The organism is Nocardia sp. NPDC056064 (genome assembly GCF_042266925.1).
Lineage (GTDB): Bacteria > Actinomycetota > Actinomycetes > Mycobacteriales > Mycobacteriaceae > Nocardia.
Map to the genome: position 1 here is coordinate 4831250 of NZ_JBHJWO010000001.1, position 14325 is coordinate 4845574.

A 14325-nucleotide genomic window follows, 5' to 3' on the forward strand; every position below is an offset into this window, starting at 1 on the left:
GCATCAAATAGCGGATGCCCTGAACAGGAAGTAGATCCTCATGCTGATTTCCCAGCGTCCGACACTGACCGAAGAGGTTGTGGCGGAGAACCGCTCGAAGTTCACCATCGAACCCCTCGAGCCGGGCTTCGGTTACACCCTCGGCAACTCGCTGCGTCGTACCCTGCTGTCCTCCATCCCGGGGGCCGCGGTCACGAGCATCCGCATCGACGGTGTCCTGCACGAGTTCACCACCGTTCCCGGTGTGAAGGAAGACGTCACCGACATCATCCTGAACCTCAAGGGTCTGGTCGTGTCCTCCGAAGAGGACGAGCCGGTCACCATGTACGTGCGTAAGCAGGGCCCGGGCACCGTCACCGCCGGTGACATCGTCCCGCCGGCCGGCGTCGTCGTGCACAACCCGGACATGCACATCGCCACCCTGAACGACAAGGGCAAGCTCGAGATCGAGCTCGTCGTCGAGCGGGGCCGCGGTTACGTGCCCGCCGTGCAGAACAAGGCGACCGGTGCGGAAATCGGCCGGATCCCGGTGGATTCGATCTACTCCCCGGTGCTCAAGGTGACCTACAAGGTCGAGGCCACCCGTGTCGAGCAGCGCACCGACTTCGACCGTCTCATCCTCGACGTGGAGACCAAGAACTCCATCACGGCCCGGGACGCGCTGGCTTCGGCCGGTAAGACCCTGGTCGAGCTCTTCGGGCTGGCCCGTGAGCTCAACGTCGAAGCCGAGGGCATCGAGATCGGCCCCAGCCCGGCCGAGGCGGATCACATCGCCTCCTTCGGTCTGCCGATCGAGGACCTGGACCTCACCGTCCGGTCCTACAACTGCCTCAAGCGCGAGGGTGTGCACACGGTGGGCGAGCTCGTGGCCCGCACCGAGTCGGACCTGCTGGACATCCGCAACTTCGGCCAGAAGTCCATCGACGAGGTGAAGGTCAAGCTGCACGCGCTCGGCCTCTCGCTGAAGGACTCGCCCGCTTCGTTCGACCCGTCCTCCGTGGTGGGTTACGACGCGAGCACCGGCACCTGGAGCGATTCCGGCACTTTCAGTGACACCGACGGCGGCGAGCAGGACTACGCCGAGACCGAACAGCTCTAGGTCATCGGGGGGCACCCCGGTAGACCTTTCCCAAGGAGAATCCAATGCCCAAGCCCAAGAAGGGTGCTCGCTTCGGCGGGTCGGCGTCGCACCAGAAGGCGATCTTCGCCAACCTGGCCACGGCGCTTTTCGAGCACGGTCGGATCACGACCACCGAGTCGAAGGCCAAGGCGGTTCGCCCCTACGCCGAGAAGCTCATCACCAAGGCGAAGGGCGGCACCCTGGCCGACCGTCGCGAGGTCATGAAGGTCATCCGCAACAAGGACATCGTGCACGCGCTGTTCGCGGAGATCGGCCCCTCGTTCGAGGGTCGCGAGGGTGGCTACACCCGCATCACCAAGGCGCTGCCGCGCAAGGGTGACAACGCGCCGATGGCCGTCATCGAGCTCGTCCGCGAGAAGACCGTGACCAACGAGGCCGACCGGGCCCGTCGCGTCGCCGCTTCGCAGAAGACCGAGGCGCCCGCCGCCGAGGTCGCCGAGGAGAAGACCGAAGAGGTCGTCGCCGAGGCTCCGGCCGCCGATGAGGCCGCCGAGGACAAGAAGGACGCCTGATTCCCAGGTAGTTCCGGCCGAGCCCGTCACCCCGCGTGGGTGGCGGGCTCGGTTCTTTTCGTGGGAGAGGAAGCGATGCAGGAGACCGGCGAGACGACCCGGGTGCGTCTGGGGATCAGTTACGACGGCACCGATTTCACCGGCTGGGCGCGTCAGCCGGGCCTGCGTACGGTGCAGGGCGTGCTGGAGGACTCGCTGTCGAAGGTCTTCCGGGAGCCGATCCAGCTCACCGTCGCCGGGCGCACCGACGCAGGCGTGCACGCCGAGGGCCAGGTCGCGCATTTCGACACCACCGCCGAACTCGACGCCCCCAAGCTCCTGCACCGGATGGCCCGCTTCCTGCCCAAGGACGTGCGCATCACCGACGCGCGCCCCGCGCCCGCCGAGTTCGACGCGCGCTTCTCGGCGATGCGCCGCCACTACGTCTACCGGCTGACCACCGCCCCCTACGGCGCCGACCCGCTGCGCGCCCGCAGCGTCGTGGCCTGCAAGCCCGGCGTCGACCTCGACGCCATGCGCGCGGCCTCGCGGCACCTGCTCGGCCTGCACGACTTCGCCGCCTTCTGCCGCCGTCGCGAGGGCGCCACGACCGTGCGCGAACTGCAGCGTTTCGACTGGGTGCGCGAGGGCGAGCTGCTGAGCGCCTACGTCAGCGCCGACGCGTTCTGCTGGTCGATGGTGCGCAGCCTGGTCGGCGCGGTGCTGGCCGTCGGCGAGGGCAGGCGCACACCGGAGTGGGTGGGCGGCCTGCTGGCCGAGACCGAGCGGTCGAGCTCGGTGACCGTGGCGCCCGCGCACGGCCTGAGCCTGGTCGCGGTCGACTATCCCGCCGACGCCGACCTGGCCGCCCGCAACGCCGAGACCCGCGAGGTGCGCACCGTGCCCGCGACGGGCGAGGGCTGCTGCGGCGACTGAGTTCCCGCGGGCGCCGCATTGTGCGCCGCCGACCCGGTAGGGGCCAGGCACACCCCGATATCGATGCGGCTTCGAGACACGCCGCGCAGTTCCGCTGGGTTTCGCAAACCGTCGGCTAACGCTGGCGATGAATTGCTTCCGCAGGTGGGAGCCGTTACGGCGGTTCTCCTTGGTCGCAATAACAATTCGGTGCTAACTTCGGCATTCGAAGGCGGGTGCATCGGCAATCGCCCGGGAAATCATTGCCGGATAAAACGATTCAGGGGAACACCATGTCGTTCTGGGACGTTGTCTGGCTCATCATCATGAGCTTCGCATTCGTGGCGTATCTGCTGCTGCTCTTCATGATCATTTCCGACCTTTTTCGGGACAAGAAGACCTCCGGCTGGGTGAAGGCGATCTGGGTGGTGTTCCTGTTCATCCTGCCGTTGCTCACCGCGCTGGTGTATCTGATCGTGCGCGGTGGCGGTATGGCCGAGCGCGCCGAGGTCGAGGCGAAACAGGTGAAGGCCGCGCAGGATCACTACATTCGCGAGACCGCGGGCACCAGCCCGGCCGCGCAGATCGCCGATGCCAAGAAACTGCTCGACACCGGTGCCATCTCCCAGGACGAATTCGATCGGCTGAAGGCGAAGGCGCTGGGCTGAGTTCGTGCCATGATCTCGCCATGGCGTTCGAGGGATTCCCCGAGGTCTGCTCGACCGGGCAGATCGCGGCGCCGGACGCGTTCGGGTACTGGGAACATCTGGTCACCGGCGCGCTCACCGAGGTGGCGATCGCGCCGACGGTGCCGCGCCCGTTCGCGGGGCGGATCAGATCGGCCGATTTCGGCGAGGTGGCCATCGGGACGGTGGCGGTCGAAGGGCACGAGCTGCGGCGGCATCGCCGTCACATCGCCAGGGCCGGGGAATTCCATGTCATCGGCAGTGTCGTGCTCGGCGGCTCGGCCCAGGTGGAGCACGCGGGCCACCGGGTCGAGCTCACCCCGGGCGCGATGGTCTTCTACGACACCACCCAGCCCATCAGCTGGCGCTCGGACGGCCCGATCGAGGACCTGACGATCCGGGTGCCCCGCCAGCGGGTGGTGGATTTCCTCGGGGTGCGCGCCGAGGCCCTGCCCGCCGGGCGGGTGATCGGCGGCGGCGAGGTGGGGTTCACGCTGGCCAGGTTCTTCCGCCGCGTCGCCGACCTGCACGCCACCGATCCCGCCGCGGCCGCGGTGCTCGCCGCCGCCGGGATCGATCTGCTCGGCGCGGCCGCCACCATCGCGGCCGGCCGGGAACCGGGCCGCGCCCAGGCCGAGGCGGTGACCCGTCAGCAGGTGCTGGACTTCGTGCACGCCCACTTCACCGACCCCGGCCTCTCGGTGGAGCGGATCGCGACGGGATGCCGGGTCTCGCGGCGCACGCTGTACCGGCTCGTCGACGACCTCGACGGCGGACTGGGGGCGCTGGTGCGCCGGCTGCGGGTGGAGCGGGCCCGGACGCTGCTGGCAGCGGGGGAGGTCTCCTCGATCGCGGCCGTGGCGACCGCGTCCGGCTTCGGCACCGAGCGGCAGTTCTACCGGGTCTTCCGCGCCGCCACCGGCATGACCCCGGGCGAATACCGGATTGTTGCTCGTGATGGTGGCGCGGCCGCGTGAAGCGGTATTGCGCGCTCGCCCGGAGTGATCTGCCTCACGTCGTGGTTGTCGAATGTGCTGTTCTCCCAATGGATATCACCTGCAATAGGTCGTGCTAGTCGAATCTTCGGGTCGGCGCCGCGACGACGGATGAATCGGTTTCGGTGGAAAGGGGCTGGATCATCTGGCAGGCTCAGCGGCCAGGAGCGTCCCGGTTTCCGGGCGACGCCCATTGTTTGCTGATCGATTCGGATTGGGGAGCGAGGTGGTTGGCGTGGTGTCGTCGGGGCCTCGCGTCGCGAACGAATCTTTCGCGCAGTGGGAGTCGATGCTCTCGGCGAGTTATGTGCCGCTGGCCGTGGACGCCGACCGTCAGGGGGGCTTCCACGGTTGGATCGACCGCGCGAGCATGCCGGATTTCGACCTGTCCACGCTGGGGTCGAGCGGCCAGTTCGTCCGCCGCACCCCGCGCTGTATCGGGCGCTCCGACGACGAGTTCCTGCTGGTCTCGATCCTGACCGAGGGGGTCGGTTCGCTGCACCAGGACGGTCGCGTCGCCGAGGTCACCCCCGGTGACATGGTCTTCTACGACACCTCCCGGCCCTACCAGTGGGACCTCACGGCCGCGGACTGGGCGCAGGTGGTCATCCGGTTGCCGATGACCGTGGTCGAGGAGCAGTTCGGCACCGATCGCGCGCATCTGCCCACCGCGGTGCGGGTGGCCGCCGACAGCGCGGGCGGCGTGGTGGCCGGGTTCTTCCGCGATCTCGCCCGGATCCAGGGTGAGGCTCCCGGTCAGGCCGCGGTGCTGGCGGGCAACGCGGTCGGCCTGCTGTCCTCGGCGGTGCGCCTGGCGGTGGGTGACCTGCCGACCGGCCAGCCCGCGCAGGCGCTCACCCGTGAGCAGGTGCTGTCGTTCATGCGCAGCCGCTGCGCCGATCCGGCGCTGACCGTCGACGAGATCGCCCGGTCCTGCCTGGTCTCGCGCCGCACCCTCTACCGCCTCTTCGACGACGTGGGCGAGAGCCTCAGCGCCGTGCTGCGGCGGATGCGGGTGGACGGTGCCCGCGCGCTGCTCACCCGCGATCCCGCCCGCCCGGCCTCCTCGGTCGCGCTGTCGGCGGGATTCGCCTCCGAGCGGCACTTCTTCCGGGCGTTCCGGCTGGAGATGGGGATGACGCCGGGGGAGTACCGGATGCTCGCGGCCGCGGCGCCGGGAGGCGGCCGGCTGCGCGGCGTGACCGCCTGAGCACACGCGGCGAATTACCGGAGATTGCCCGGAATACGATCAGGGCGAATACTGTTGACGTGCCGAATTCTCGACAGTCGCATTTCGCCGGGTTGGCACGGACGGTCAGTCGCCTGGCACGGTATGACAGTTTGGTGCGCGCCTATCTGAGAGAGAGTGAATCGAACACTTTTCAGGGATGAGCGACAGGGGTCACGGATGAGCCGAGTACGCGTGGCTGCGGTGCAAGCCGAGCCGAAGTGGTTGAACTTGTCTGCCGGGGTCGAGCAGGCCATCGAATACATCGATGCGGCCGCCGACGGGGGTGCGCGATTGGTGGCCTTTCCGGAGACATTCCTGCCCGGATTTCCGTGGTGGATGTGGCTGAACTCGGTCGACTGGGGTGAGGAGTTCCTGTCCCGGTATCTGTCCAACGCGCTCACCGCCGACGGCCCGGAACTTCGCGCGATCGGATACGCCGCGCGCCGGAAAGGCATTCACGTCTCGATCGGTTTCGCCGAACGCGCCGGGCGTGAGGTATTCATGGCGCAGGCGCTGATCGACGGCGACGGTGACATCGCGGTGGTCCGTAAAGCCGAACCGACCGGCCTGGAACGCACCGTGTTCAGCCCGTCCGACGGCGGCCTGCTGATCCGCGACACCGAATACGGCCGCGTCGGTGTGCTCGGCGGCGCCGACCACCTGCGTTCCGAGCTGCGCGGCCGCATGCACGAGCAACGCGAGCAGATCCACATCGCGGCGTGGTCGGGTTTCACGGTGTACTACGGCGAGGGCAAGGAGTGGGGTCCCGAACTCAACACCGCCGCCAGCGTGCGCTACGCCATGGACGGCGCGACCCATGTGATCGCCCCGGTCGCGGTGGTGCCGGTGGCGGGCTGGGAGGTGGTCGACGCGCGCAGGCCCGATCGCAGGCTGCTGCACGGCGGCGGTGGCGTCTCGCGGATCTTCGGCCCCGGCGGGCTGGAACTCGCCCCGCCGCTGGGCGAGGGCGAGGAGGGGGTGATCTTCGCCGATCTGGACATCAACCGTTCCCTGCGCCCGGCACCCTACTCCGACCGCCCGGCTTCCTGCCGGACACCCAGCGGCCGGATCACCCGCCGGGAACCGGCGCACACCTGATCGCCTCGCTCAGGAGCGCACCAGGCGGGCGATCGCGTCGGTGGCTTCCTTGATCTTGGCCTCGGCCTCGGGTCCACCCGCGACGGCGGCGTCGACCACGCAGTGACTGATGTGGTCTTCGAGCAGGCCCATCGCGACGGCCTGGAGTGCCTTGGTCATGGCCGAGACCTGGGTGAGGATGTCGATGCAGTACTTCTCCTCCTCGACCATCCGCTGCAGGCCACGGGCCTGGCCCTCGATGCGGCGCAGGCGCTTGAGGTAGTCGTCCTTGGCGGTGATGTAGCCGTGGGCCGCGTGCTCGCAGCTCGGGTCGGTCTCGGGGGTGGGTGCGGTCACCGGGGTCTCCTCGCCTGCCTAGGTGCTCGCCGGGCGAGCTGATACCCCCCTAGGGTACAGAATCGGGCGGGGGTTGTCAGGTCAGGTCCCGGTGCTGCGCCCGGCCGGGCCGGGCGGGAGAATCAGGACATGAGTTCGCTTCCCCGGCCCGCCCTCGCCGTCATCGGCGGCAGCGGTTTCTATGACTTCTTCGACAACGACGTCACCCACGTCGAGGTCGACACCCCGTACGGCGCCCCGAGCGCGCCCGTCGCGATCGGCGAGGTCGACGGACGGCCGGTGGCCTTCCTGCCGCGCCACGGCAAGCAGCACGAGTTCGCCCCGCACACCCTGCCCTACCAGGCCAATCTGTGGGCGCTGCGCTCGCTGGGCGTGCGCCGGGTCTTCGCGCCGTGCGCGGTCGGCAGCCTGCGCGCCGACTGGGGGCCGGGCACCGTCGCGGTGCCGGATCAGCTCGTCGACCGGACCTCGGGCCGCCCGCAGACCTACTTCGACGGCGGCGGCGTGCACGTCTCCTTCGCCGACCCCTACTGCGACGAGCTGCGTGCCGCGGCCGTGAAGGCGGCCGGTGACGACCTGCGCGTCGAGGACGGCGGCACCATGGTCGTGGTGCAGGGCCCGCGCTTCTCCACCCGCGCCGAGAGCCGCTGGTTCGCCGGGCAGGGCTGGGACCTGGTGAACATGACCGGGCACCCCGAAGCGGTCCTCGCCCGTGAACTGGAGATGTGCTACAGCGCGGTCGCGCTGATCACCGACCTCGACGCGGGCCTCGAGGAGGGCGACGGTGTGCACGCGGTGGACGTGTTCGCCGAGTTCAAGAAGAACCTGGGCCCGTTCAAGGAACTGATGCGCCGGGCCGTCTCGGCCGTCGACGGCACCGACACCTGCGAGCGCTGCCGCGTGCACGCCGGGGTCTCGCTGCCCTTCGAACTGCCCTGACTCACGCGGGTGGCGTGGTGACCTGCAGCTGAGCCAGCACGAAGGCGGGCACCACGTCGCTGCCGGGCAGCGGCGAGACCTCCACGTCGGCGGTCAGCCAGCCGCCGTTCTCGGCGGCCAGCCGCAGCGCGGGCAGCGCGGCCCGGCCCGCGCCCGCCATGATCTGCGCGCGGGCGGCGGCGATCCTGGCCCGGTCCTCGGGATGCGGCACGGTCCGCTCGTCGGCGCCGCGCCAGCGCAGCCCGGGCACCGGCTCGGTCACCCAGCGCACCATGCGCACCTGCGCGGTGTCGAGGATGACCAGATACAGCCCCGGCTGGGTGTCGCGCAGCAGTTCCAGGGTCGCCGCCTCGAACGACTTGGGTTGCGGGACAACGCTGTCGGTGACGTCGACGGCCAGGCCACGCCAGTCGAACCGGTCGGCGGCACTGTTGCGCGCCGCCAGCAGCAGCGAACGCGGCCCCGTGCCGGAGTGCACCGTCGCGATCGCCGACCACCGGCTGCCCGGCTCCGAGCGGGTCAGCGCCGCGACGACATCGAGCGCGCCGTCGAAGCGCTCGATGCGCTGGAACTGTTCGGCCCCGGTGTATTCGACCGGCGTGGCCCCGAAGTGCGGGCCGAGCCCCGCGGGCATGGTGCGCACGACGCGGGCGTGCGCGTCGACCCGGAACGGCGCGACGCCGAGCCGCTCCGCCGGCGCCCGCTCGCCCACCCACACCAGCACCGCGTGCACCCCACCATCGGACCACCGCACCGGCTCGGCCCGGAAGACCGCCTCCGACCAGGCATTCCGCGATTTCGGCAGCACCTGATCGACGCGCTCCCCGGAGGCGTGCGCGGTCGTCACCAGTGGTTGCAGCCGGGGCGGGACGGCGCGCTGATACGACGCCCACTCCCGCGGCGTCGTCCCCGCCGTCAGCATCGACCAGCTGTCCGGTGGGCCGAGTGTCTCCACCAGTTGCCATCGCCCGATGATCACCACTGCCCCCTTCGCGTCACCACCCCGTCTACGAACACGACCCGGACCATCGTGCCCGATCGAGCGCGCGCGGTGTGGGGCAGGTCAGCGGGCCGGATCGTCCTGGGCCAGCCACGGCATCCGTTCCACCATCCGGTCGCGCAACTCGGTGAGCCGGGCGATGCGCCGCTCGAGCTCGGCCACCCGCGGCCGCCCGATGGCCGCGTAGCCGTCGGTGCAGCGCGGCTCGAACGGAAACCGTTCCGGCAGTTCACGATCCAGGTACGGCTGGAAAGCGCGCACGTCTTCGACGGTGAAGCCGATCTCGAGCAGTTCGCGGATATTGCGCACCCGCGCCACCGTGTCCTCGCCGTAGGTGCGATAGCCCGCGGGCGTGCGGTCGCTGGTGAGCAGGCCGAGTTCCTCGTAGAAGCGCAGTGCCCGCCGCGTCACCCCGGTGCGCGCTGCGAGTTCCCCGATGAGCATGGATCATCCCTTCGCCGCTGTGTGGTCAGGTCAACGCGTGTGGCGCACGACAACCTTCCCGCGATATTCCCCGCGCACCAGATCCAGCAGCGCGCGCGGGGCGTTCGCCAGGCCGTCGACGATCGTCTCGGTTCGCACGATGGCGTCATCGGCGAGCCATTCCCGCAGGCGGCGACCGTATTCCGGCGCCAGGTGCAGATGATCGAAGGCGGTGAAGCCACGCAGGGTGAGGCGCTTGCCGATTACCGGGAGCAGATCGCCGGGCCCGGTATCGGGGGTGCCGCCCGCGCGCTGACGGGCCAGCGCGCCGCACAGGGCTACGCGGCCACCGGGGTTCATGACCTCGATGGCCGCGCGCAACTGCTCGCCGCCGACGGTGTCGAAATAGACGTCGATCCCGTCGGGGGCGAGCGCGCGCAGCCGGTCGGCGACGGGCCCGTCGTGGTAATCGAAGGCGGCGTCGAAGCCGAGCTCGCCGACGGCGTAGGCCACCTTCGCCGCCGATCCCGCGCTCCCGATGACCCGGCCCGCGCCGAGCAGCCGGGCGAGCTGACCGGCCAGCCCACCGGTCGCCCCGGCCGCACTGGAGACGAACACCGTGTCGCCGGAACGCATTCCGGCCACCGCGGTCAGCCCGGCATAGGCCACCAGGCCCGGGCCGAGATGGGTCGAGGGCGAGTCGTAGGCATCGGCGTCGACGGCGCGCACCGTCGCGATGTCGGCCACGGCGTAGTCGCGCCAGCCCAGCCGGTGCACCACCAGCGTCCCCGGTGGCAGCGCCTCGTCCCCGGACAGCACCACCTCGCCGATCGCGTCGCCACTGAGCGGTTCACCGATTCCGAAGGGCGGCATCGGGATTCCCGGATAGTCGCCGATGCGCATGAGCATGCCGGGATCGAGTGCGGTGAACAGATTGCGGATCAGCACCTGGCCGGGCCCGGGTCCGGTGACGGGCAGTTCGACGAGCGCGAAATCGGCGGGCTCGGGGAAGCCCGCGGGGCGGGAGATCAGCTGGATCGCACCGGTGGTGCGGGCAATGGTCTCGATCATGGCCCGACGCTAAAGCTTCACGTATGCGTGAAGGTCAAGCGCGACGCGCGCGGATAGGCTCACCGCATGCAGACACCGTTGCGGTTGGAGGTCATCGTCGCCAGCGTCCGGCCCGAGCGGTTCGCGCCGGTGGTGGCGGACTGGTTCCTCGCCGAGGCCGCGCGGCGATCCGAATTCGAGGTCGGCGTACTGGACCTGCGCGAGCTCGCGTTGCCCGTCGATCTCACCGAAACGGAGGCGGTGCGGCAGTTCCGGGACCGCATCGGGACCGCCGATGCCTTCGTGGCGGTGACCTCGGAGTACAACCACGGCTATCCGGCGTCGCTGAAGACCGCGCTGGACAGCGTCAAGCACGAATGGCGGGCCAAGCCGATCGGATTCGTGTCCTACGGCGGGCTCTCCGGCGGCCTGCGCGCGGTCGAACAGCTGCGGCAGGTGATCACCGAACTGCACATGGTCCCGGTGCGCGAGTCGGTGAGCTTCGCCCAGGCCAAGCGCCGCTTCGACGCCGCGGGCGGCACCGACGACCGCGCCGCGATCGACGCCTCGGCCAGGATGCTCGGCCAATTGGCCTGGTGGGGACGGACTCTGCGCGCGGCGCGGACCGCCGATCCGTATCCGGGCTAGGCGTTGGCCATCTGGCGCTGCCCGCGCGGCTGACCGATATAGGTCGCCTCGCGCGGGATGGACACCAGGCTCAGGTTCACCCGCGTGGTGCCGGTGCGCAGCACCACCCGGTTGCCGACCGCGCCCGGCTGGTAGATCTCCAGGTCGGGCCGCGAGGCGGGCCAGCCGTTGGGATCGCCGGTGAGGTAGATGGTGGTGACACCCGCGTGCGGGGCGGGCGCGAGCACACCGTCGACGATGGTCGCGGTGAATCCCGCGTCGGACTGGTGGGTCTCGACCGCGATGGTCAGCCGCTCGGGGTTGCCGACGGTGTTCACCAGGTGCTCCCACGCCTGCGCGCGGTCGGTGCGCACCAGCACCCGCTCACCCACGGCCAGCGCGCGGAACACCAGCTGCTGGGCCAGATACAGCTCGCCCGCCACATAGACGGTGGAGATGCCCGAACCGATGATCCTGGCCGCGACGCCGTTGCCCTCGTCGTCGGAACCCAGCAGCTGCCCGCACCCGGCCGAGGGCAGGTGCAGCGCGCCGATGACGTCGATCGGGTACTCGGTGGTCGGGATGGTGTCGTCCAGGCCGGGCACCGCGATCGGCAGGTGCGCGAGCAGCGCGTCGCGATGACGCCCGTTCATCGACACCATGCCCTTGTTCTTGGTCTTCTCCGGCAGTTCGCGGGCGGTCAGCCGCCAGGCCGCGCCCACGCTCACGGACTCGGCGTCGCTGCCCGGCCGCAGCCGCACCGAGACCGTGGTGCCGCGCGAGGGCGCCACCCACAGCTGAGCGAGCAGATCCGAACCGAGCTGCTTGGGGTCGACCGCACTGCCGATATTGACCGCGTTGCCGATCTCGGCGTACTTCCAGCGCTGGCTCAGCGTGCGCGGGTCGAGGCCGGTGGTGATCTGCTGCACGGCCTTACGGATCTCGGGGGCGGTGAGGATGCGGGCGTTGCAGTCGGCGTCCTCGAGCGTGCGCATGATGCGCTGGGTGGCGATGGTGACCGCGCGCGAGGCGCCGTCGGTGCCGCCGCCACGACGTTCGGCCGCGTCCGGGCAGCGCACCGCGTCGAAGCTGATGGCCAGCCACACCGTGCGATGCGCGGTCGCGGGCAGCGGGCCGAGCAGCGATTCGTAGATCGCGCCCGCGGGCGTGCCGGAACGGCTGCGGTGGCCGTGGCTGATGATGTCGATGCCGCTGAGCAGGATGTCGTGCTGGTTGAGGCAGGCGGCCAGTTCGGGCAGCGGCAGCAGGTGCGAGGCGTGCACGGTGGTGCGGGCGATGCGGGTCAGCCCGCCGCGAGGCGGCAGCACCTCGACCACGGTGACCACGCGGCTGCCGTCCCAGTACAGGCCGAGGGAGCGGCCGTCGGTGTCACGGAAGTCGACGGTGTCGCCGAGGGTGTACTCGCGCTTGCCCAGATACCGGCGCAGGGTGGCGATCCAGTCGAGCAGGGTCCGCTTGCCGAGCGGGATCAGCGGGATCAGCGCCACCACCACGGCGATGCCGAGCGCGATCCACGGATTCAGCCCGCACACCAGCGCGACCACCCCGACGATCAGGCCGATGACCTGCGCGGTCAGCAGGTGCGGCAATGTGATCCGACCGAACAGCGGGCGCGGTCCCGTACCGGTGAACTCGGCCATTCGTTCCTCCCCCAGGTACCCGATTGTCGATCGGCCGATGGCCGAATGCGAACAAGTGCTGCGGGGAACTGTACTGTGTTGCCCGGACGAGAGCACTGTTCGGGGGAGGAACCATGCCTTCAAAACCCACAACGCGCTGGCAGGTCAGCGGGTACCGCTTCCTGGTGCGGCGGATGGAGCACGCCCTGGTGCGCCGGGACGTGCGCATGCTGCACGATCCGATGCGCGCCCAGACCCGTGCCTACGTGGTCGGATTGGTCCTCGGCATCGTCGTGCTGGCCGGTTGTGGCGTGCTCGCGCTGCTCAAGCCGCAGGACAAGATCGGCGACAACAAGATCCTGATCGCCAAGGAATCCGGCGGCGTCTACGTGGTCATCGACAATGTCGTGCATCCCGCGCTGAACCTCGCCTCGGCCCGGCTGGCCGCCGGTGAGGCGTCGAAGGCGGCGGTGGTCAAGGAATCCGAGCTGAGCAAGAAGCCACGCGGTCAGCTGATCGGTATTCCCGGCGCGCCCTCGTCGATCCTCTACGACAAGGACGGCAAGGGCCGGACCTGGACGGTGTGCGACCGGCTCAAGGCCGACGGCAGCGCCAACCTGACCACCTCGGTGCTGGCGGGTTCGCCGGATCTGGGTGCCAAGGCGGCCACGCTGGAGGCCGGTAAGGCGCTGCTGGTCCAGGGCAAGGACTCGCTCTACCTGGTCTACGACGGCAAGCGGGCGCGCGTGAAGATGGACGACGCCCCCGTCGTCCAGGCGCTCGGTATCAGCGGCGCAACACCACGCACTATCAGCGAGGGCCTGCTCAACGCGATTCCCGAGGTGCTGCCGATCATCACACCGACGATCGACAATCCGGGTGGCGTGCCGACCTACAACGTGAGCGGTCACCGGATCGGTGATGTGGTCCAGGTCTTCAACGAGTCGAACCAGAACTACGTGGTGCTCCAGGACGGGCTGCAGCCGATCTCGGCGCTGACCGCCCAGATCATCCGCAACTTCTATCCGACGATCATGAACGGCACCACCATTCAGACGACCGACCGCACGTACGCGCCGACGTCGAACACGCTGAAGGTGCACAACTACCCGACCGAGCGGCCGAGCTTGGTTGCTGACAAGGACCAGCCCGTCAGCTGCATGTCCTGGAAGCCCATCGCCGGCGCCACCGACAACGCCGACGGCACCGCCCGCGCGGAACTCTCGCTGCTCACCGGCATCGACCTGCCGATCCCGGACAAGGCCAAGCTGGTCGACCTCGCCCAGGCCGACGGCGTGGGCCCCAACGCCGACTCGGTCTACATCCCGCCCGCCTCCGGCGCCTACGTCCAAGCCACCGGCATCGAACCCGACAGCCGCCGCAAGGACAGCCTGTTCTACATCGCCGACACCGGCGTGCGCTTCGGCATCAAGAACACCGACGCGGTCAAGGCCCTCGGCCTGGAGAAGATCACCGCCGAACCCGCCCCCTGGCCGATCATCGGCCTCCTGGCCGGCGGCCCCAGCCTCGGCCGCGAAGACGCCATGGTCGCCCACGACGGCATCGCCCCCGACCCGTCACCCGCGAAGAAGCCTGTCGCCCAGGTCAACTGAATCCTGTCGGGGGACAGCCCGCAGCCGGTCACGCCGACCGGCTGCGGGCTTTATTCGTAGGTCCGGTCGTCTGCCCGGGCGCACGACAGCGGTGTGTGATCCGGTCTCATCGAACCGGAATCGGGTGGTTACCCAACGGA

General features: G+C 69.7%; 15 protein-coding genes. 10 read left to right on the plus strand and 5 right to left on the minus strand.

Going from position 1 to position 14325, the window contains the following annotated elements; translation table 11 throughout:
• Window positions 1–40 precede the first annotated feature (40 nt).
• From ACFC06_RS22365 to ACFC06_RS22395, 7 genes are all read left to right on the plus strand, one after another.
• Window positions 41–1099 carry a DNA-directed RNA polymerase subunit alpha gene (locus ACFC06_RS22365; RefSeq protein WP_022567324.1) on the plus strand — a complete coding sequence of 353 codons (1059 nt, stop codon included), beginning with the start codon at window positions 41–43 and terminating at the stop codon, window positions 1097–1099.
• A 44-nt stretch (window positions 1100–1143) separates the two neighbouring features.
• Entirely contained in the window at window positions 1144–1653 is a 510-nt protein-coding gene (rplQ, locus tag ACFC06_RS22370; protein ID WP_375934350.1) for a 50S ribosomal protein L17, read from the plus strand.
• 75 nt (window positions 1654–1728) lie between these two features.
• Complete coding sequence (gene truA / locus ACFC06_RS22375) at window positions 1729–2568, plus strand: tRNA pseudouridine(38-40) synthase TruA (protein WP_375935695.1); 840 nt, start codon at window positions 1729–1731, stop codon at window positions 2566–2568.
• A 272-nt stretch (window positions 2569–2840) separates the two neighbouring features.
• On the plus strand, window positions 2841–3215 hold the full coding sequence (locus tag ACFC06_RS22380) for an SHOCT domain-containing protein (protein ID WP_375935698.1): 375 nt from the start codon (window positions 2841–2843) through the stop codon (window positions 3213–3215).
• Window positions 3216–3235: 20 nt separating this feature from the next.
• Entirely contained in the window at window positions 3236–4210 is a 975-nt protein-coding gene (locus tag ACFC06_RS22385; protein ID WP_375934353.1) for an AraC family transcriptional regulator, read from the plus strand.
• A 253-nt stretch (window positions 4211–4463) separates the two neighbouring features.
• Window positions 4464–5438: a helix-turn-helix domain-containing protein gene (locus ACFC06_RS22390; protein WP_375934356.1), complete on the plus strand. Its 975-nt coding sequence runs from the start codon at window positions 4464–4466 to the stop codon at window positions 5436–5438.
• A 213-nt stretch (window positions 5439–5651) separates the two neighbouring features.
• On the plus strand, window positions 5652–6557 hold the full coding sequence (locus tag ACFC06_RS22395; RefSeq protein WP_375934359.1) for a nitrilase-related carbon-nitrogen hydrolase: 906 nt from the start codon (window positions 5652–5654) through the stop codon (window positions 6555–6557).
• 9 nt (window positions 6558–6566) lie between these two features.
• Here the strand turns inward: ACFC06_RS22395 and ACFC06_RS22400 are convergent, their stop codons facing one another.
• Window positions 6567–6893, minus strand: coding sequence for a metal-sensitive transcriptional regulator (locus ACFC06_RS22400; RefSeq protein ID WP_375934362.1), 327 nt, complete (start codon window positions 6891–6893; stop codon window positions 6567–6569).
• A gap of 129 nt (window positions 6894–7022) precedes the next feature.
• Between ACFC06_RS22400 and ACFC06_RS22405 the strand changes: the two genes are divergently transcribed.
• Window positions 7023–7832 (plus strand): S-methyl-5'-thioadenosine phosphorylase, encoded by an 810-nt coding sequence (locus tag ACFC06_RS22405; RefSeq protein ID WP_375934365.1) that lies wholly within the window; start codon window positions 7023–7025, stop codon window positions 7830–7832.
• 1 nt (window position 7833) lies between these two features.
• On the opposite strand, the gene ACFC06_RS22410 is transcribed toward ACFC06_RS22405, so the two are convergent.
• From ACFC06_RS22410 to ACFC06_RS22420, 3 genes are all read right to left on the minus strand, one after another.
• Window positions 7834–8811, minus strand: coding sequence for a GAF domain-containing protein (locus ACFC06_RS22410; RefSeq protein WP_375934368.1), 978 nt, complete (start codon window positions 8809–8811; stop codon window positions 7834–7836).
• A gap of 84 nt (window positions 8812–8895) precedes the next feature.
• Window positions 8896–9276 carry a MerR family transcriptional regulator gene (locus ACFC06_RS22415; RefSeq protein ID WP_375934372.1) on the minus strand — a complete coding sequence of 127 codons (381 nt, stop codon included), beginning with the start codon at window positions 9274–9276 and terminating at the stop codon, window positions 8896–8898.
• Between the two features lie 30 nt (window positions 9277–9306).
• Window positions 9307–10326, minus strand: coding sequence for an NADP-dependent oxidoreductase (locus ACFC06_RS22420; protein WP_375934375.1), 1020 nt, complete (start codon window positions 10324–10326; stop codon window positions 9307–9309).
• A 66-nt stretch (window positions 10327–10392) separates the two neighbouring features.
• Here ACFC06_RS22420 and ACFC06_RS22425 point away from each other — a divergent pair, with 66 nt between their 5' ends.
• Window positions 10393–10953, plus strand: a complete 561-nt coding sequence (locus ACFC06_RS22425) for an NADPH-dependent FMN reductase (RefSeq protein WP_375934378.1) — start codon at window positions 10393–10395, stop codon at window positions 10951–10953.
• On the opposite strand, the gene eccE is transcribed toward ACFC06_RS22425, so the two are convergent.
• Window positions 10950–12593 carry a type VII secretion protein EccE gene (eccE, locus tag ACFC06_RS22430; protein WP_375934381.1) on the minus strand — a complete coding sequence of 548 codons (1644 nt, stop codon included), beginning with the start codon at window positions 12591–12593 and terminating at the stop codon, window positions 10950–10952. The genes ACFC06_RS22425 and eccE overlap by 4 nt on opposite strands.
• A gap of 113 nt (window positions 12594–12706) precedes the next feature.
• Here eccE and eccB point away from each other — a divergent pair, with 113 nt between their 5' ends.
• Window positions 12707–14185: a type VII secretion protein EccB gene (gene eccB / locus ACFC06_RS22435; RefSeq protein WP_375934384.1), complete on the plus strand. Its 1479-nt coding sequence runs from the start codon at window positions 12707–12709 to the stop codon at window positions 14183–14185.
• The last annotated feature ends 140 nt before the right edge of the window (window positions 14186–14325 follow it).